The organism is Corynebacterium sp. UMB9976, assembly GCF_030212265.1.
In the GTDB taxonomy this organism is placed as follows: domain Bacteria; phylum Actinomycetota; class Actinomycetes; order Mycobacteriales; family Mycobacteriaceae; genus Corynebacterium.
In genome coordinates this window covers 97289-114601 of record NZ_JASODY010000001.1, presented here as the reverse complement: position 1 = coordinate 114601, position 17313 = coordinate 97289, and the positions used below count along the sequence as shown (strand labels likewise).

The 17313-nt window shown below is 65.0% G+C and carries 14 protein-coding genes; 7 read left to right on the top strand and 7 right to left on the bottom strand.

Annotated elements, in window-relative coordinates; translation table 11 throughout:
• Positions 1 to 2 precede the first annotated feature (2 nt).
• From zwf to tkt, 3 genes are all read right to left on the bottom strand, one after another.
• Positions 3 to 1538: a glucose-6-phosphate dehydrogenase gene (zwf, locus tag QP140_RS00530; RefSeq protein ID WP_070758917.1), complete on the bottom strand. Its 1536-nt coding sequence runs from the start codon at positions 1536 to 1538 to the stop codon at positions 3 to 5.
• Positions 1539 to 1583: 45 nt separating this feature from the next.
• Positions 1584 to 2696, bottom strand: coding sequence for a transaldolase (gene tal, locus QP140_RS00525; RefSeq protein ID WP_284757475.1), 1113 nt, complete (start codon positions 2694 to 2696; stop codon positions 1584 to 1586).
• Positions 2697 to 2796: 100 nt separating this feature from the next.
• On the bottom strand, positions 2797 to 4845 hold the full coding sequence (gene tkt / locus QP140_RS00520; RefSeq protein WP_284757726.1) for a transketolase: 2049 nt from the start codon (positions 4843 to 4845) through the stop codon (positions 2797 to 2799).
• A gap of 351 nt (positions 4846 to 5196) precedes the next feature.
• On the opposite strand from tkt, the gene QP140_RS00515 reads away from it, so the two are divergent.
• Together QP140_RS00515 and QP140_RS00510 are read left to right on the top strand one after the other, a co-directional pair.
• The gene (locus QP140_RS00515) at positions 5197 to 6123 is read left to right on the top strand and encodes a heme o synthase (RefSeq protein WP_187440843.1); all 927 of its coding nucleotides are present in this window, start codon (positions 5197 to 5199) and stop codon (positions 6121 to 6123) included.
• A gap of 89 nt (positions 6124 to 6212) precedes the next feature.
• Positions 6213 to 6569: an SdpI family protein gene (locus QP140_RS00510; protein WP_284757474.1), complete on the top strand. Its 357-nt coding sequence runs from the start codon at positions 6213 to 6215 to the stop codon at positions 6567 to 6569.
• Positions 6570 to 6696: 127 nt separating this feature from the next.
• On the opposite strand, the gene QP140_RS00505 is transcribed toward QP140_RS00510, so the two are convergent.
• The 4 genes from QP140_RS00505 to mptB all read right to left on the bottom strand — a co-directional run bounded on the left by QP140_RS00505 (position 6697) and on the right by mptB (position 11647).
• Entirely contained in the window at positions 6697 to 7770 is a 1074-nt protein-coding gene (locus QP140_RS00505) for a COX15/CtaA family protein (RefSeq protein ID WP_284757722.1), read from the bottom strand.
• Positions 7771 to 7936: 166 nt separating this feature from the next.
• Positions 7937 to 8845, bottom strand: coding sequence for an ABC transporter permease (locus QP140_RS00500; RefSeq protein WP_284757472.1), 909 nt, complete (start codon positions 8843 to 8845; stop codon positions 7937 to 7939).
• Entirely contained in the window at positions 8842 to 9873 is a 1032-nt protein-coding gene (locus tag QP140_RS00495; protein ID WP_070761410.1) for an ABC transporter ATP-binding protein, read from the bottom strand. The genes QP140_RS00500 and QP140_RS00495 overlap by 4 nt, the downstream gene beginning before the upstream one ends.
• 43 nt (positions 9874 to 9916) lie before the next feature.
• A complete protein-coding gene (gene mptB, locus QP140_RS00490) occupies positions 9917 to 11647 on the bottom strand; it encodes a polyprenol phosphomannose-dependent alpha 1,6 mannosyltransferase MptB (protein WP_284757469.1) in 1731 nt (576 codons plus the stop codon).
• A gap of 127 nt (positions 11648 to 11774) precedes the next feature.
• Between mptB and QP140_RS00485 the strand changes: the two genes are divergently transcribed.
• The 5 genes from QP140_RS00485 to QP140_RS00465 all read left to right on the top strand — a co-directional run bounded on the left by QP140_RS00485 (position 11775) and on the right by QP140_RS00465 (position 17270).
• On the top strand, positions 11775 to 12446 hold the full coding sequence (locus QP140_RS00485) for a helix-turn-helix transcriptional regulator (RefSeq protein ID WP_012360254.1): 672 nt from the start codon (positions 11775 to 11777) through the stop codon (positions 12444 to 12446).
• Positions 12447 to 12453: 7 nt separating this feature from the next.
• The gene (sufB, locus tag QP140_RS00480; protein WP_070761412.1) at positions 12454 to 13884 is read left to right on the top strand and encodes a Fe-S cluster assembly protein SufB; all 1431 of its coding nucleotides are present in this window, start codon (positions 12454 to 12456) and stop codon (positions 13882 to 13884) included.
• A 5-nt stretch (positions 13885 to 13889) separates the two neighbouring features.
• Positions 13890 to 15107: a Fe-S cluster assembly protein SufD gene (sufD, locus tag QP140_RS00475; protein WP_148820499.1), complete on the top strand. Its 1218-nt coding sequence runs from the start codon at positions 13890 to 13892 to the stop codon at positions 15105 to 15107.
• A gap of 44 nt (positions 15108 to 15151) precedes the next feature.
• Entirely contained in the window at positions 15152 to 15913 is a 762-nt protein-coding gene (gene sufC / locus QP140_RS00470) for a Fe-S cluster assembly ATPase SufC (protein WP_070758909.1), read from the top strand.
• A 109-nt stretch (positions 15914 to 16022) separates the two neighbouring features.
• On the top strand, positions 16023 to 17270 hold the full coding sequence (locus tag QP140_RS00465) for a cysteine desulfurase (RefSeq protein WP_284757462.1): 1248 nt from the start codon (positions 16023 to 16025) through the stop codon (positions 17268 to 17270).
• Positions 17271 to 17313 lie beyond the last annotated feature (43 nt).

Below are 17313 nucleotides of genomic sequence, written 5' to 3'. Positions count from 1 at the left end.
GCTTATGGGCGGCGCCACTGGCGGCCGCTGCGGGACATGAGTTCGTCTGCTCCCGGTGGACCCCACGTGCCGGCTGGGTAGTCTTCTGGAGTACCGTGGCTTTCCCAGGACTTCAGGATGGGGTCCAGGATGCGCCAGGAGAGCTCGACTTCTTCGTTGGTGGGGAAGAGGCTCGCCTCGTCGAGGAAGGCATCCAGGATCAGGCGCTCGTAGGCCTCGGGGGATTCCTCGGTGAAGGACTCGGAGTAGGAGAAGTCCATGTTCACATCGCGGACCTCCATCCCGGAGCCAGGCACCTTGGAGCCGAAGCGCATGAGCACGCCCTCCTCGGGCTGAACGCGGATGACCAGCATATTGCTGCCCTGGGCGGTGGTCTGGCCGTCCACGAAGGGCAGGTGCGGGGCCTTCTTGAACACCAGCGCGATCTCGGTCACCCGGCGGCCCAGGCGCTTGCCGGTGCGCAGGTAGAAGGGCACGCCCGCCCAGCGGCGGGAGGAGATCTCGAAGGTGGCCGCCGCAAAGGTCTCGGTGGTGGACTCCGGGTCGAAGCCCTCCTCCTCCCGCAGGCCACACACCGGAACGCTGCCCTGCCAGCCCGCGGTGTACTGGCCCCGCGCGGTGGTTTTCGCGAAGGGGCCGACGGGGCGGGTGGCGCGCAGCACCTTGATCTTTTCGCTCTGCAGCTCTGCGGGGTTGAAGGCTACGGGTTCCTCCATCGCGATGAGGGCGAGCAGCTGCAGCAGGTGGTTTTGCAGCACATCCCGGGCGGCACCGATGCCGTCGTAGTAGCCTGCGCGCCCGCCGAGCCCGATGTCCTCGGCCATCGTGATCTGCACGTGGTCGATGTAGTGGGAGTTAAACAGCGGGTCGAATAGCTGGTTGGCGAAGCGCAGCGCCAGGATGTTCTGCACCGTCTCCTTACCCAGGTAGTGGTCGATGCGGAAGACATCGGACTCGGGGAAGACCTCGTTGACCACATCATTGAGCTCCTTCGCGGAGGCCTCGTCGTGGCCGAATGGCTTCTCGATGACTACTCGGCGCCAGCCGTTTTCGCTGCGGGCCATTCCGGAGCGCTGCAGCTGATGGATCACGCTGGAAAAGTGCTGTGGCGGAACGGAGAGGTAGAAGGCCCAGTTCCCGGACGTGCCGCGCTGCTCGTCGAGCTGGGCGGTGACAGCAGCGAGCTTGTCGAAAGCGGCGTCGTCGGAGAAGTCGCCCTGGACGAACTCGATGCCTTCGGCGAGCCGGTCCCAGACCGCGTTACGCCACGGGGTGCGGGCTCCCGCCTTCACGCTCTCCAGAACCTGGGCTTCGAACTCCGCCTTGCTCCACGCGCGTCGCCCGTAGCCCACCAGGGAGAAGCCCGGGGGCAGCAAACCGCGGTTGGCGAGGTCGTAGATCGCGGGCAGCAGCTTCTTGCGTGCCAGGTCACCGGTAACCCCGAAGATCACCAAGCCGCCGGGGCCGGCGATGCGCGGGAGGCGCTTATCCTGCGGATTGCGCAGCGGGTTGTTCAGGTTCTCCTGTGATGCGCCCACGTCGAAGCGATCCCCTTTCCGATTGGCGGTACGTGTGCCGGGAAACTACTTGGCCTTCGCGAGCTGCTCGCGCAGGGTCGCGAGGAGCTCGTTCCAGGCTTGCTCGAACTTCTGCACGCCCTCGGTCTCCAGGCGCTGCCAGACCTCTGGCAGGTCGATGCCGGCGCTGGTGAGCGCGGAGAAGACCTCGAGGGACTCGCTGGCCCGCCCGCTCAGCTGGTCGCCGGTGGTCTCGCCGTGGTCAATCGTCGCGTCGAGGGTGGTCTCAGGCATCGTGTTGACGGTGTTGGGGCCCGCGAGCTCGGTGACGTAGAGGGTGTCTGGGTACTCCGGGTTCTTCACGGAGGTGGATGCCCACAGCGGGCGCTGGGTGTTCGCCCCGCGGCCAACAAACTCCTGCCAGCGGGGGTTATTGGCCAGCTTGTCGAGGTAGGAAGCGTAGGCCAGGCGGGCGTTGGCGAGTGCCGCCTTGCCCTGCAGCGCTGCGGCCTCCGCACCCTTGTCAGCCAGCTGCGGGTCGATGTCGCTGTCCACGCGGGAGACGAAGAAGGAGGCAACCGAGTGGATGTTGCTGATGTCCTTGCCCGCCTTCTCGGCGGCGGCGATGCCCTCGACGAAGGCTTCCATGACCTGCTCGTAGCGCTCCACGCTGAAGATGAGGGTCACGTTGACGCTGATGCCTGCGGCCAGCACCTCGCTGATCGCGGGCAGGCACTCGGTGGTCGCGGGGATCTTAATCATCAGGTTTGCGCGATTGACCTGAGCGGCCAGCTCCTTGGCCTGCGCGACCGTCCCGGCAGCGTCGTGGGCGAGGCGAGGGTCGACCTCGAGGGAGACCCAGCCGTCGACCCCGCCGGTCTGCTCGTGGACGCCAGCCAGGACGTCGCAGGCATCCTGCACGTCCTTGACCGCCATGGCAAAGACCGCCTCGTCGGCGGCGACGCCGGCGGCAGCGAGCTCGCGCAGCTGCTCGTCGTAGGCATCCCCCTGGGACATGGCAGCCGCGAAGATGGCTGGGTTGGTCGTCACTCCCACGATGCCCTTAGCATCGATGAGGGAGGCGAGCTCACCGCTAGTCAGGCGTGGCCGGGACAGGTCGTCGAGCCACACGGAAGTGCCAGCGGAAGCGAGTTTCTGGATATTGCTTGGAGTGTTCATCGCTCACCAGCCTACTGCTGGCAGGCGATGGTTTCGACTTTGCTCCCCCGGGCAGAAAACCCGCCGAAAAACGCCGGGGGAGCGCGCCGTAACGAGCTGGCTAGACGAGCTCGCGGGCGGCGTCGGCGACAGCCTCTGCCGTGATGCCGTACTCCTGGTAGAGGCGCTGGTAGTCCGCCGAGGCACCGAAGTGCTCGATGGAGATGTTGCGCCCACCGAAGCCGGTGAACTCGTGCCACGGCATCGCGATGCCCGCCTCGACGGAGACGCGGGCGGTCACGGACGGTGGCAGCACCTCGTCGCGGTAAGCCTGGTCCTGGGCCTTGAACCACTCGACGACCGGCATGGACACCACGCGGGTGCCGATGCCCTCGGCCTCCAGCGCCTCGGCCGCAGCCATAGCCAGCTGCACCTCGGAGCCGGTACCGATGAGGATGACCTGCGGGGTCTCGGTGGAGGACTCGCGGAGGATGTAGCCACCGCGGCGCACACCCTCGCGGGCCTTCTCCTTGGTGCCCTCCAGGACCGGGACGTTCTGGCGGGTGAGGATCATGGCCTTCGGCGCGGCCGGAGCCTCGAGGGCTTCCGCCCATGCGGCGGAGGTCTCGTTGGCATCAGCCGGACGGATCACCGCGAGGTTCGGGATCGCGCGCAGCGCAGCCAGGTGCTCGATCGGCTGGTGGGTCGGGCCGTCCTCACCCAGGCCGATGGAGTCGTGCGTCCACACGAAGTAGCTATCCGTGCTCATCAGCGCAGCCAGGCGGACGGAGGCGCGCATGTAATCGGAGAACTGCAGGAAGGTCGCACCGTACGGGCGGGTCGGGCCGTGCAGGGCGATGCCGTTGATGATCGCGCCCATCGCGTGCTCCCGGATGCCGAAGTGCAGGTTCCGGCCGGTCGGGGAGGTAGTGAAGGTGGAGGTGGAGATGCTGGTCGGGCCGAAGGAGTCCTCACCATTGATGAGGGTGTTGTTGGAGCCAGCCAGGTCGGCGGAGCCGCCCCACAGCTCCGGCATCTTCTTCGCCAGAGCCTGCAGCGCAGCACCAGAGGCCTTGCGGGTCGCGACGGACTCTCCGGCCTCGTAGCTCGGCAGTTCGGCATCAAAGCCCTCCGGCAGCTCGCCGGCGAAGAGGCGGTCGAAGAGCGCCTTGTTCTCTGGGTTAGCTTCAGCCCAGGCGTCGAAGCTCTTACGCCACTCGGCCTCCGCTGCCTCGCCGCGGTCGATGAGCTGGCGGGTGTGATCGATGATCTCCTCTTCGACCGGGAAGGCCTCGTCCGGGAAGCCGAGGTTCTTCTTGACCCCGGAGATCTCCTCGGCACCCAGAGCCGCACCGTGGGAGGCGCCGGTGTTCACTGCGGTCGGTGCACCGTAGGCGATGACGCTGCGCATGCGGATGAAGGTCGGCTTGTTCTTCTCCTGCTTCGCGCGCTCCACGGCGTCCAGGATGCCTTCGACGTCCTCACCGGTGACCTCCAGGACCTGCCAGCCGTAGGCCTCGTAGCGGGCGGCGACGTCCTCGGTGAAGGCGATGGTGGTGTCGTCCTCGATGGAGATTCCGTTATCGTCCCAGAAGACGATGAGGTTGCCCAGCTCCTGGGTACCGGCCAGGGAGCCCGCCTCGGCAGTGATACCCTCCTGGACGTCGCCGTCGGAGGCGATGACGTAGACGAAGTGGTCGAACGGGGACTCGCCGTCGCCGGCGTTCGGGTCGAAGAGCGCCTTCTCGCGGCGGGCGGCCATCGCCATGCCCACGGCAGATGCCAGGCCCTGGCCGAGCGGGCCGGTGGTGATCTCCACGCCGTCGGTGTGGCCGACCTCCGGGTGGCCCGGGGTCAGGGAGCCCCACTGGCGCAGCTGCTTGATGTCCTCGAGTTCCAGGCCGAAACCCCCCAAGTACAGCTGGATGTACTGGGTGAGCGAAGAGTGGCCACAGGAGAGGACGAAACGGTCGCGACCAACCCAAGTCGGGTTCTTCGGGTTGTGGCGCAGCACGCGCTGGTAGAGCGTGTAGGCCAGGGGCGCGAGGCTCATCGCGGTGCCCGGGTGGCCCGAACCGCACTTCTCCACGGCGTCGGCGGCAAGCACGCGGGCGAGGTCAACCGCCCGGGTGTCCTTCTCAGACCAGTCCGCCGGGAAGTTGCGGACCATCAATGCTTGGAGCTCGGCAGGGAGATTCGGATTATAAGACACGAACTTGGGCCTTCCTCGGGGTGTGACGTACTCGGGTTGTAGCTCTCGCCGCCGCGGACGCGCGGGCGAGGCTTGACTATGCATATTCAATCTACCGGCCACGGCAAAACTCTGCGTTCTTGGGGCAGCCGGAACTTTTCAGCCTCCTTTTTCGACTACTCAAGAGGGCTTGATGAAACGTCGCCAATCCAGCCCCCAATTCTGGCGACTCGCGGTATCGGCGCAGTTTCGCCCACAGAATGCGCTCGGGTAGCGTATAGGCGGATAAGACGTGGAGAAGTGGAGGCAGAAGGCTTCGTGAATGGAATCTTGGATGCGGTCAAGGCTTATCTAGCGTTGACTAAGCCCCGGGTCATCGAGTTGCTCCTCGTCGCGACGATCCCGGCGATGCTCCAGGCCAATCGCGGTGAGATTGAGCTCGGCCTGATCATCCTCACCCTCATCGGTGGCTGGATGGGCGCGGCCTCCGCAAATACTTTCAACATGGTCGTCGACTATGACATCGACCAGTTGATGCGCCGCACCCGTCGCCGCCCGCTAGCCAAGGACACGGTTCCGGTCGAGCACGCGAAGATTTTCGCCTGGGTGCTGATGATCGCCAGTGTGCTGTGGCTGACCTTCCTCGTGCATTCTCCGCTGTCTGCCGCGTTCATCCTGCTGACGATCTGGTTCTACGTTTATGTCTACTCCAAGTGGTTGAAGCGCCGCACCTGGCAGAACGTCATCTGGGGTGGGGCCGCCGGCTGCATGCCCGTCATGGTCGGCTGGGCTGCTGTCACGGACAACAACGGCGGCGCCTTCAACGCGGGCTGGAGCTCCTGGATTCAGGCGATCATCCTGTTCATGGTCATCTTCTTCTGGACCCCGCCCCACACCTGGGCGCTGGGTATGCGCTACCGCGAGGACTATAAGGCCGCGGGCGTTCCCATGATGCCGGTGGTCAAGCCGCCGTTGGAGGTCACCCGCCAGATCCTCTGGTACACCTGGGCGACGGTCATCACCTCGCTGCTGCTCGTTCCCGCCGCGGGCTGGATCTACGCCGTCGCAGCGCTGGTGTCGGGCGCCTGGTTTATCTTCCGTGCCCACGGCCTGCACCGCGGGGTCAAGGAGGGCACCCCGGTGAAGCCGATGCAGCTGTTCTTCCTGTCGAATAACTACCTGTCCCTGCTTTTCGTTGCCCTCTCCGTCGACGCCGTTATTGGCTGGAACACCGTCTGGCAGATGCTCGGCAACTAAGCTGTAGCCCTAACCCGGGGATTCGCCCCGATCTGCAGGCCGCATCCGGGAGGATGCGGCCTTTATTTATTCGTATCGAAAGGCATTCGATGAGCATCTTTAACATCCTCATGGCTTCCGTTTACGTGGTCTCGGGGGGTCTACTGCTCTGGACCGGAATTAAAGCCGGCACAGAAAGTCTGCCCCGCAACGCATGGATCGGTATCAGGACTTCCAAGACGCTTTCCAGCGATGAGGCATGGCAGAAGGGGCACAAGGCAGCTGCGGGCTTTCTGAAGGCCAGTAGCCTGCCGATGATCCTCGGCGGAATCTTCTTCGCCTTCGCCACCGAGGAGCAGATCGCGTGGTCCAGCCTGGTGGCGGTCGGAGTCATGCTCGTGTTCGTGATCCTTGCGGCCCGCAAGGCCAAAGCCGCCATCGGCGATGAGGGGCCAGCCCAGCCGTAGCAAAAAACCCGCGTGGTCGTCGTCGATCGACGCTGTCCACGCGGGCTGAATTCTTATGCACTCGCCCGGTGGGCGAGCTATGGCCCCGGGGGAGGCCGGTCTCATGGGCCCGGCCGGGGAGGGAATTTTAGTCTCCCTGAACGGCGTGGCTCACCGTTTCGCTCTGCTCCTCATGGGTCTTCTGGTAGCGCAGCGCCCATAGGTAACCCGTTGCGAGGGTGACCAGGCCGGAGCCGATGACGTGGACCGGGACGGTCCAGCGTGGCACGCCCAGCCAGAACTGGATGATGCCTACCACTGCTTGGAAGAGGATTCCGGCGCACATCCAGGCGGCAGCCTTCCGCACACGCGGCGCGGCCACCACAGCGATGAGGGCGGCGATCAGGCCGATCGTCAAGCCCAGGTAGAGGTACATGGCGTGGGCGTGGATGTGGGCGATGGATTCAAGGCTCACCTGCAGGCGGTGCTCCGGCTTGATGGCCTCGTCACCGGCGTGCGGGCCGGCACTCGTGACGAGCACGCCCGTGAAAAGGGTAACGGCCAGCGCCACGGCGTTCATGGTGGTGAGGACGCGCAGGGCAGCAGGCATCTGCTCCTTGATGGGGGCGTCGTCGTCCTCGGTGACCTTGACGAGCAGGACCGCAGCCAGGAAGACAAGCAGCATGGAGGGCAGGAAGTGGGCGGCGACGATCCACCATGCCAGATCCAGGCGCACGCTGATGCCACCGATGACTGCCTGGGCGATAATGCCCAGACCCTGGATGAAGGACAGGTGGAGGATCGAGGAGCGTCGGCCGGCGCGCAGCAGCGCGATGAAGGCGGCGAGTGCGGCGGCGGCCAGCACGAAGGTCAGCATCCGGTTGCCGAACTCAATGATCTGGTGAATCCAGGGGGCCGACCCTGGGACCGGCACGAAGGAACCCGGGTGGCACTGTGGCCAGGTTTCGCAACCAAGCCCAGAGCCGGTCACGCGGACGAGGGATCCGGTGAAGGTGATCCCCGTCTGACAGATCAGCAGGATGAGGGTCAGTACCCACTGGGTTTTGAGCCGTGGAACCTTCACGGCCTTGTTGCCATCGGAGTCCACCTGGCGCGGCAGGCCGACCTTGCGGTCCGCGCGGTAAATAGCTGCGTAGAGTTTCAGCATTGCCCGGCTCAACGGGTTGTTCGTTTGGGCTGCTTGTTGGCTAATCGGATCCATCACAGCACTCAAGATTAGTCGCGGTGCGGGAGCAAAGCGAAAGGGCGCGCGGGGCTCGTTTCACCCCGCGGTTCGTTGGCAGCGTGCCAGCTCAGGCAGCTTTCCACCTCAGGCAGCGGGGCAGGGGGGTCGGCTAGCGAATACAGGGGAGGATTCCCGGTGAGGGCTAGTCGCCCTTGATGGTGAAAGAGAACAGCTTCCGGGCGGCGACCGCACCCACGATCGCCCAGACCGCGAGGACGACGATGGCGAACCAGTCGACCCCGCCGGCGAAGGATTCTTCCAGCCCGGCAGCCAGCGCCACGGATGGAATCAGCTGCAACAGGGTTTGTGCCTGGGGCCCCAGGTCGGAGGCGACGGTGGAGTAACCAACCGCACCCAGCAGTACAAACCAAATGGTGTTCGCGAGTGCCAGCACCATCTCGGAGCTCAAGGTGCCCCCGAGCAGCAGGCCCAGCGAGGTGAAGCACCCCACCCCCAGGATGAGGAAGATCACGGCGATCACAAGGCCGAGCCCTGGCGGGGACCACCCCAGCAGCAGCGCGACCACCGTGAGGATCAGCACTTGGATGGCGACCACAATCAACACTGCAGCGATCTTGCCGGCGATGAGAGCCGAGGTGGGAACCCCGGCCGCCCCAATCCGTTTGAGTGCCCCGTAACGCCGGTCGAAGGCCACGGCGATGGCCTGGCCCGTGAAACCGGCACCCATGATCGCCACCGCCAGCACCATCGGGAACGCTCTGGCCACTGGGTCGTCCAACGGGACGACCGGCACGAGTGCCAGCCCCAGCAGCAAGCCGACCGGGATGATCAGGGACAGCAGCTGCTGCTCGCCGTGACGCAGGAAGAGCAACGACTCAATTTTGGTCTGTGCCAACAGCATCCGCACGAAGCTGGCTTGTTTCGGGGCAGGCTCGAAGGTCCCGACGGGGAAGCGGCCGCCGGTAGCTGGCGCGTCCTCCATCACTGCACCCGTCTCGACCACAGGCCCCACCGGAGTTCCGGCCCCCTGACCCGATGGCGTCCCTGCGGGATGGCTGTTCTGCATGCCTCGGTTATTCGCGGAAGTCATGAACGCATCTCCCATCCGGTCAGCGAGAGGAAAACTTCCTCAAGGGTCTGTTCAGTGCTGTCGAGCTTCGTGATCATCGTTGCGCAGTCGCGGGCAGCGAGCGCGAGCATCAGGACGCCATCGGGTGTGGCCGGAATGCCCTCTACGGCGAACTGGCGTGGTTTGATCTCCCGGACTAGTACCGAAGGCGCCGACGCGGCACCGCCGACCTCATCCAGCGGTACTCCTTGTCCTGCCTTGGCCGCACCGGCCTTGACCTCGAGGAGGGCACGGTGGAAGTGGTCCCGGTCGAGATCGGCGTCGACGCTGACCTGGAAGGTATGCCCGCTACCGCCACCTGAACGCTCGGAGGTGAGTTCCTTCGGGGTGCCTGCGGCGACGACCTTGCCCTTGTCGATGATGACGACCCGGTCGGAGAGCGCCTCAGCCTCGTCGAGCAGGTGGGTGGTGAGGACCACGCCCACGCCATCGCGACGCATGGAGCGCACGATATCCCATACCGCGTGACGGGACTGTGCATCCAGCCCTGCGGTGGGCTCATCGAGGAAGACCAGTTCCGGGCGGTTCACCAGCGCACAGGCGAGCGCCAGACGCTGCTGTTGGCCACCCGACAGGCGCCGATAGGTGGTGGAGCGGTGCTTGGTGAGCCCCACCATGTCCAGCAGCCACTCGGTATCCAGTGGGTCCTCGCTGTAGCTGGCAACCAGCTTCAGCATCTCGCCGACCCGGATGCCGGGGTAGGCGCCGCCGCCCTGCAGCATCACCCCAATGCGGGAACGCACGGCGTCGGATTCCTTGGCGGGGTCTAGGCCGAACAGCCGGATCTCGCCGGCATCCGGGCGGGCGAAGCCCTCGCACATCTCGATGGTCGTGGTTTTGCCCGCGCCGTTGGGGCCCAGTAGTGCCACGATCTCGCCGGGGTAGACCTGGAAGTCCAGCCCATCGACGGCGGTGTGGGCGCCAAACTTCTTCACCGCGCCAGTGACCTGCAGCAGTGGTTGGAGTTGGGGGGCCGAAGAGTCCTGCATTTTCACAGCTATTCAGTCTAGCCAGATGGCGCGGGCTGGGGGATCACCGGTTGTTGGGTGTGTCTGCCTTCGTGGGCATTTCTTTGGGGCGAGGCAACGCGAGGGCGTTGGCATATGCCGGGTGTTTCTTGAGGTAGCGCCAGCTGGCGACCAGAAACGCGAGGAAAAGTAGCGCGGACATGGCGTAGATGAAGGCCACCGTCGCCGGCGGTAGCCCGAGACCACGGGGCAGGATGAAGAAGCTGAAAGCCACCGAGTACACGATTGTCGCGAAGTGGAAGACCGGCCGGTTGGCCCACGCCGCGAGCGGCAGAATGGCCCAGAGCAGATACCAGGGGTGGACGACGGGGAAGAAGATCACGAGGAACAGCGTGGCCACCCCGAGCCCTCCCACGGGGTGGATGCGGCCCCGGTAGGAGGCCCACAGCATGCGCACCACCCAGAACGCGCCGATCATGACGCCGAGGAAACGGAAGACGAACAGCGCGGCGGATTGCTGATCTCCGAGGCCCAGCAGGGCTCCCAGGAACGACGACGCCAAACCCGCCAACGTGGACAGGCTCATCCAGCTGATGATTTCTGCCGCCCCGCCCTGGGAGGTGATCCAGCCGAAGCCCACGCCTGTGATCACAGAGAACAGACTCGCGGTGGCCGCGGCGACCCCCCCGCTGACCACTCCTGCACCGATAAGGTGTCGCAGCCCCTCGCCCCACCAGCGCGCGATCGCCACTGCGGTGAAGCCGAGAGCCATCAGGGCGGTCACCTTGATCAGGCCCGCGCAGGTGACGATCACCGTGCCGGAGAGCATGAGCAGCAGGCGGCTGCTCAAAGGTCGTTCGTAATGGTCGGTGCCGCGCAGCACGAACTCCATGCCCACGAGCAGAAAGCCGAGCATGAGCGCCTCGTTGTGGATACCCGCGACGAGGTGGAGCAGTGTCAGCGGGTTTAGCACCCCGAGCCACCAGGCTGTCTGGGGCGCGATGCCGCAGCGCTGGGCGAGCCTCGTCAATGCCCAGCCGGTGAGCACCAGGCCGGTGATGCTCATCAGCCGATGGCCGAAGACCCCCAGCACGATGTTGTTGCCGGTGATCATGGAGATCACGGCCCCGTAGCCCAGTGCGACCGGGCCATAGGGCGCAGGGGAGTGCGCCCACATCAAGGGCACGGAACGGGCGAGCGGGTCTTGCACCCCGAGGATGTCCACCGGACCTGCGCTATACGGGTCCAGCCCCTGCGCGGCGATCGCCCCTTGGGCTAGATAAGAGTAGATGTCCTGGGTGAACATCGGCGCGGTGATCGCCAGGGGAAGCACCCAGAGGGCGAAGATCCGCCAATAGGTACGGATGGGCAGGCGGGGGATCTGCCTTCCCCCTGGCCCCAGCACGAAGGCCCCGAGTAGGAGCCAGGCGAGCACTAGGAATCCGATTCCGACGAAGACGGTCACAGTGGTGCTGTGCAGCATCCGGGCCAGGATATTAATCCCGGGAACGGACCAGAATGGGTTGCCCACCACGGGCATCGCGCCCGCGCCAATACCCCCGAGAGCGATAAGAATGGTGCCGATGGACCCCAACCAGACTGCGATCTGCAGCCGCAGCCGGTAGGCGGGGTTAAGGGGCTCCAACGGCGCATGGAGGGGGAGCACCCGGCCCTCTTGGTGGAGCTGTGCCGAGCGGGAACCGGCCAGGCCGAGCCGGGGCAGCACGTCCAAATAGCGGCGCCACAGGCTGAAGGGGCCGCGGATCAACGCGTGGCCGGGTCGGTTCGAAGACATGCAACCACGATAATGAAGCCAGCGTTTTTAGGGAACATAGGTTCGCCTTAGTGGACAGGGGGAATTATTTAAGACACACTCGTGTTGTCTAATCATGACGGCACTCAACGATGAAAGGCGGGTTGATATGGCACCAGTGGAAACCGACACGCGCCGTCGCATCCTGCTGTACGTGTTGAGACACGGGCCGGTGAGCGCGACAACCATCAGCGAGGCTTTTGGTTTGAGCGCCGCTGGCGTGAGGCGCCATCTGGACAACATCGTCGCAGATGGGCTCGCTGAGGCCGTTGACGCGCCACGGTCAGGACAGCGTGGGCGACCGGCGAAGCTATTCCGCCTCACTGATGCGGGTCGAGCACAGTTCGGTCATGATTACGACACCCTTGCACTCCTCGCACTGCGCGCCCTGAAAAACTCGGGCGGAGAGGAAGCAGTCGAGGCCTTTGCTGCGCAACGCATCAATGATCTGTTGGGGGACATCCCCGAACTCGACGGTGACTACGCAGACGACCGTGATGTGAAGGCCCAGGCCAAGAACATCGCGGAGGCGCTGACCAACCGTGGCTACGCGGCCACCGTGAGCCACGCGGCCGGCGGCGTCCAAATCTGCAGGCACCACTGCCCAATCCAGGACGTGGCGGAGGAGTTCCCCGAGCTGTGCGCTGCAGAGCACCGGGTAGTTGCGGAGCTACTCGGCCAGCACACTCAGCCGCTCGCTACTATCGCGGACGGCAACGGTATCTGTACGACCCATATTCCGCTGACCACCATTACCCCTTCCGCAACGAAGGAAAGCTAAAGAATCTATGACTCAAGCTGCTGACAAACTGCAATCCGATCAGGAAATCATCGACTCGATCGGTGCCTACGGCTACGGTTGGCACGATTCCGACGATGCCGGCGCCAGCGCGCGCCGTGGCCTGAACGAGGACGTCGTCCGGGATATTTCTGCCAAGAAGAACGAGCCGGAGTGGATGCTCGAGCGTCGCCTCAAGGCCCTCGAGATCTTCGACAAGAAGCCCATGCCCACCTGGGGCGCGGACCTGTCCGGCATCGATTTCGACCAGATCAAGTACTTCGTCCGCTCCACCGAGCAGCAGGCGACGACCTGGGAGGACCTGCCGGAGGACATTAAGAACACCTACGACAAGCTGGGCATCCCGGAGGCGGAGCGCCAGCGCCTCGTCGCCGGTGTCGCCGCGCAGTACGAGTCCGAGGTTGTGTACCACCAGATCCGCGAGGACCTGGAGGAGCAGGGCGTGATCTTCGTCGACACCGACACCGCCCTCGAGGAGTACCCGGAGCTGTTCAAGGAGTACTTCGGCACCGTGATCCCCGCGGGCGATAACAAGTTCTCCGCTCTCAACACCGCCGTGTGGTCCGGTGGTTCCTTCATTTACGTCCCACCGGGAGTCCACGTGGACATCCCGCTGCAGGCCTACTTCCGCATCAACACGGAAAACATGGGCCAGTTCGAGCGCACTCTCATCATCGTCGACGAGGACGCCTACGTGCACTACGTCGAGGGCTGCACCGCCCCGATCTACAAGACCGACTCCCTGCACTCCGCAGTCGTCGAGATCATCGTGAAGAAGGGCGGCCGCTGCCGCTACACGACGATCCAGAACTGGTCGAACAACGTCTACAACCTCGTCACCAAGCGCACCAAGTGTGAGGAGGGCGCGACCATGGAGTGGGTCGATGGCAACATCGGCTCCAAGGTCACCATGAAGTACCCGGCCGTCTGGATGACCGGTCCGCACGCCAAGGGCGAGGTCCTGTCCGTCGCCTTCGCAGGTGAGGGCCAGTTCCAGGACACCGGTGCGAAGATGACCCACATGGCGCCGTACACCAGCTCCAATATCGTCTCGAAGTCCGTGGCCCGCTCCGGTGGTCGCGCGGCCTACCGCGGCCTGGTCGAGGTTCACCCGAACGCGCACCACTCCGCCTCCCAGGTTGAGTGTGACGCCCTGCTGGTGGACTCCATCTCGCGGTCGGATACATACCCGTACAACGACATCCGCAACGACCACGTCACCTTGGGCCACGAGGCAACCGTCTCCCAGGTCTCCGAGGATCAGCTCTTCTACCTGATGAGCCGAGGCCTCGAGGAGGACGAGGCGATGGCGATGATCGTTCGTGGCTTCGTGGAGCCAATCGCCAAGGAGCTCCCGATGGAGTACGCGCTTGAGCTCAACCGTCTGATCGAACTGCAAATGGAAGGATCGGTGGGCTAAGCCAGATGACCACCTTGGAAAACGTTCAGAACCAAACCGTCAAGGCGGGAACCGATCACCAGACTAAGGGCGACCGCTTCACCTCCTTCAAGGCTGAGGATTTCGCGATCCCGAAGGGCCGCGACGAGGACTGGCGCTTTACCCCGCTGCGTCGTCTCCGCGGTCTGCATGACGGCACCGCCGCGGCGCCCACGGACGCCAACGTCGTCATCGAGGTCCCGGAGAATGCCGGGGACAACGTCTCCGTGACGAAGGTTGACTCTTCCGACCCGCGCGTGGGTCTGGCCGGCGCACCGGTCGACCGTGCTGCAGCCCAGGCCTGGGAGAATGCCCCGGTCGCGGACTACGTCCAGGTTGCCAAGGACACCGCGCTAACCGAGCCGATCGAGATCACGATCACTGGCCCGGGCGAGGACCAGGTTTCTTACAGCACCCTGGTCGTCGAGCTCGAGCGTCACGCCGAGGCCGTCGTCATCCTGCGTTACCAGGGTTCCGGCGCGCACTCCGACAACGTCGAGTTCGTCGTCGGCGACGGCGCGAAGCTGGTCACCGTGGTGCTGGAGGACTGGGAGGACGATGGCGTCCACCTTTCCAACTCGCACGTCCAGACTGGCCGAGATGCCACCGTCCGCCACGCCTACGCGGCATTCGGCGGCGAGATCCTGCGCTCCGTGCCGCACGTGCGCTACACCGCACCGGGTGGCGACGTGGAGATGCTGGGCGTCAACTTCGCTGATGCGGATCAGTACTTCGAGCAGCGTCTGCTCATCGACCACTCCGTCCAGAACTGCCGCTCCAACGTGCTCTACAAGGGCGCACTGCAGGGCGACCCGGCCGACGCGGATCGCCCGGCGTCCGAGCGTAAGCGCGACGCCCGCACCGTGTGGATCGGCGACGTCCTGATTCGCCCGGAGGCCACCGGGACGGACACCTACGAGACCAATAACAACCTGCTGCTGACCACCGGTGCCCGTGCGGACTCCGTGCCGAACCTGGAGATCCAGACCGGCGAGATCGCAGGTGCCGGCCACGCCGCCACGGTGGGTCGCTTCGACGACGAGCAGATGTACTACCTGCAGGCCAGGGGCATTCCGGAGGCACAGGCCAAGATGCTCATCGTCCGCGGTTTCTTCACGGACGTCATCCGCCGCATCCCGGTGGAGTCCGTCCGCGAGCACCTGGAAGAGCTCGTCGGCAACGAGCTTGAGCGCACCGTCCTCTAACCCGCTAATCCTCCCAAGAATCTTTCAAAGGAAACATCACTAGTATGAGCACTCTTGAGATCAAGAACCTCCACGCCCAGGTCCTGCCCTCGGACGAGAACGACGAGCCGAAGAAGATCCTCAACGGCGTGAACCTCACCATCAACTCCGGCGAGACCCACGCCATCATGGGGCCGAACGGCTCCGGTAAGTCCACCCTGGCCTACGCCATCAGTGGCCACCCGCGCTACGAGGTCACCGAGGGCGAGGTGCTGCTCGACGGCGTGAACCTCCTCGACCTGGACGTCGATGAGCGCGCCCGCGCCGGCCTCTTCCTGGCGATGCAGTACCCGACCGAGGTGCCGGGTGTCTCCATGGCTAACTTCCTGCGCTCCGCGGCCACCGCCACCCGTGGCGAGGCTCCGAAGCTGCGCGAGTGGGTCAAGGAGGCCCGCGAGGCGATGAAGGAGCTGGACATCGACCCGTCCTTCTCCGAGCGTTCCGTCAACGAGGGCTTCTCCGGTGGCGAGAAGAAGCGCCACGAGGTGCTGCAGCTCGGCCTGCTGAAGCCGAAGTTCGCCATCCTGGACGAGACCGACTCCGGTCTGGACGTCGACGCCCTGCGCATCGTCTCCGAGGGCATCAACCGCTACCAGGAGCGCGAGAACGGCGGCGTGCTGATGATCACGCACTACCAGCGCATCCTGAACTACGTGAAGCCGGATCACGTGCACGTCTTCGCCGGCGGCCGCATCGTGACCTCCGGTGGCCCGGAGCTGGCAGAGCAGCTGGAGAACGAGGGCTACGACAAGTTCGTCAACGCCTAAAGACGCACCGAAAGTCCCACCCCGCGACCCCTGGGGTGGGTTTTCAATCCCCGCAGGCATGCTTCAACCGCGTCACTGCGGTTAGAGAAGCGAAGAATCGAAGGTTTTCATGGTTGATACTCATCTCGACACCCACGCGATCCGACAGGATTTCCCCATCCTTTCCCGCACCGTTCGGGACGGCCAGCCGCTGATCTACCTCGATTCCGGGGCGACCGCGCAGCGCCCCCTGCAGGTGCTGGACGCGGAGCGCGATTTTCTCACCAAGCACAACGCCCCGGTCCACCGCGGTGCCTACCAGATCGCGGAGGAGGCCACCGACGCTTATGAGGGCGCCCGCGAGCCCATCGCGGCCTTCGTTGGCGCGGCGGATGAGGAGATCGCCTTCACGAAGAACGCCACCGAGGCACTCAACGAGGTGGCCTTCGTCCTGGGGGACTCGCGGGCAGGGGAGCTGCAGGTCACCGAAGGCGACGAGATCGTCGTCTCCGAGCTGGAGCACCACGCCAACCTCGTGCCCTGGCAGGAGCTGGCACGTCGCACGGGCGCAACCCTGAAGTGGTTCCGCGCCACTGAGGATGGCCGCATCGACCTGGACAGCCTGCAGCTCAGCGAGAAGACGAAGGTCGTGGCTCTGACTCACCAGTCCAATGTCACCGGTGCGGTGCTGGACGTCAAGGAGGCTGGGCGGCGGGCTCGCGAGGTCGGCGCACTCTTCGTGTTGGATGCCTGCCAGTCCGTGCCGCACATGGCCGTGGACTTCCACGACCTGGATGTGGACTTCGCGGCGTTCTCCGGGCACAAGATGCTGGGGCCCAACGGCGTGGGCGTGTTGTACGGCAAGAAGGAGCACCTGCGGGTGCTGCCACCGTTCCTCACCGGCGGATCGATGATCCAGAAGGTGACGATGGAGGGCTCCACCTTCGCCGACGCCCCGCAGAAGTTCGAGGCGGGCACCCAGATGACCTCCCAGGTCGTGGGGCTTGGTGCCGCGGTGGCTTACCTCAACGAGCTGGGCATGGATAAGGTCGCCGCCCACGAGCACGAGCTCACCGCCTATGCGCTGGCGCAGCTCAGCGAGATCCCGGGCCTGCGGATCATCGGTCCAACGGATATGCACAACCGGGGTAGCGCGGTGAGCATGGTGGTCGATGGAATCCACCCGCACGACCTGGGTCAGATCTTGGACGACCAGGGAGTCTCCATCCGGGTGGGCCACCACTGCGCGTGGCCGGCCCACACCTGCCTGGGCGTGCAGGCCACGGCTCGCGCCAGCTTCTACGTCTATAACGAGAAGTGGGAGATCGACCGGCTCGTCGAGGGCATCCGCAAGGCGCAGGAGTTCTTCGGCGTCTAGCCCCGCCGCCGGGGTGGTTACGCTTCCTTTTTGGGACGTCAAC

Excerpts from the sequence above, each read along its gene's own strand:
- tkt (WP_284757726.1), bottom strand. The coding sequence starts at position 4,845 with ATGGTCCGCAACTTCCCGGCGGACTGGTCTGAGAAGGACACCCGGGCG.
- QP140_RS00465 (WP_284757462.1), top strand. The coding sequence starts at position 16,023 with ATGGTTGATACTCATCTCGACACCCACGCGATCCGACAGGATTTCCCC.
- sufC (WP_070758909.1), top strand. The coding sequence starts at position 15,152 with ATGAGCACTCTTGAGATCAAGAACCTCCACGCCCAGGTCCTGCCCTCG.
- sufB (WP_070761412.1), top strand. The coding sequence starts at position 12,454 with ATGACTCAAGCTGCTGACAAACTGCAATCCGATCAGGAAATCATCGAC.
- QP140_RS00485 (WP_012360254.1), top strand. The coding sequence starts at position 11,775 with ATGGCACCAGTGGAAACCGACACGCGCCGTCGCATCCTGCTGTACGTG.
- QP140_RS00495 (WP_070761410.1), bottom strand. The coding sequence starts at position 9,873 with ATGCAGGACTCTTCGGCCCCCCAACTCCAACCACTGCTGCAGGTCACT.
- QP140_RS00510 (WP_284757474.1), top strand. The coding sequence starts at position 6,213 with ATGAGCATCTTTAACATCCTCATGGCTTCCGTTTACGTGGTCTCGGGG.
- tal (WP_284757475.1), bottom strand. The coding sequence starts at position 2,696 with ATGAACACTCCAAGCAATATCCAGAAACTCGCTTCCGCTGGCACTTCC.
- sufD (WP_148820499.1), top strand. The coding sequence starts at position 13,890 with ATGACCACCTTGGAAAACGTTCAGAACCAAACCGTCAAGGCGGGAACC.
- QP140_RS00500 (WP_284757472.1), bottom strand. The coding sequence starts at position 8,845 with ATGACTTCCGCGAATAACCGAGGCATGCAGAACAGCCATCCCGCAGGG.
- mptB (WP_284757469.1), bottom strand. The coding sequence starts at position 11,647 with ATGTCTTCGAACCGACCCGGCCACGCGTTGATCCGCGGCCCCTTCAGC.
- QP140_RS00505 (WP_284757722.1), bottom strand. The coding sequence starts at position 7,770 with ATGGATCCGATTAGCCAACAAGCAGCCCAAACGAACAACCCGTTGAGC.